Below are 748 nucleotides of genomic sequence, written 5' to 3'. Positions count from 1 at the left end.
TGGCTGTATTAGGCGGCATTGTGTTCGCACAGGTTGAAATATCACCTGCAATTACTTTCGTTCTCGGTGTCTTGGCTTCAGCTTTTATTCTTAACCTTTCTAGCTCAGACACAAAATCAGATTCAGAACCTAAAGCTTCAACTCAAACTCTCTATGTAGGTAACCTTCCATATAAAGCCAACGGTGAAGTTTTTGCCGTAAGACTAATGAAAGATAAACGTACGGGTAAAAGAAGAGGATTTGGTTTTGTTGTGATGGCCAGCAATGATGTCAATAACGCTATTGCTAGCCTAAATGATAAAGACTATATGCAGCGTACTTTGAAAGTGCGTGTTGCAAACGACCCTAAGCACCCAGAAGCGGACGGATCTGAACAGGCGTAAAACCCATTTCATTTAATGTTCTATTGAGTGCACTTTCTTTTCTTAGAGGTGCACTACAATATACCTCTCTCTTTCCAGCTATCTCCTTCGCACTCTTTACTTCTAATAAGCTCTGAACACGATTGGCAATTGCAGTGCCAGAATCCACCAGCATGACACCTTTTCCCAAGACGGTTTGAATTTCTTCTTTTATCAAAGGGAAATGCGTACAACCAAGTACTGCGACATCAACGACATTGATCATCGGGCTGAGAATCTGTTTTAGCTCAGTAAGGTCTATTTGCTCTCCTCGCAGTTTATCTTCTGCCATATCGACCAGTTTAGTTGAACCTAATAGCTCGACATGTTTATCACTAGAGAAGCTC

Annotated in this window: 1 protein-coding gene and 1 pseudogene; one reads left to right on the top strand and one right to left on the bottom strand. The window is 41.4% G+C overall.

The window, feature by feature from the left end:
* Window positions 1–383 (top strand): RNA-binding protein (locus KIV40_RS33280; protein ID WP_285353669.1); only part of this gene is annotated, 383 nt, incomplete at its 5' end.
* Here the strand turns inward: KIV40_RS33280 and KIV40_RS33275 are convergent.
* Window positions 346–748 (bottom strand): annotated as a pseudogene (locus KIV40_RS33275) (glutamate racemase); the annotation flags it as partial. The gene KIV40_RS33280 and the pseudogene KIV40_RS33275 sit on opposite strands and share 38 nt — an antisense overlap.

This window comes from Vibrio sp. D173a, from assembly GCF_030248475.1.
This window is presented reverse-complemented; position numbering and strand designations above follow the sequence as displayed.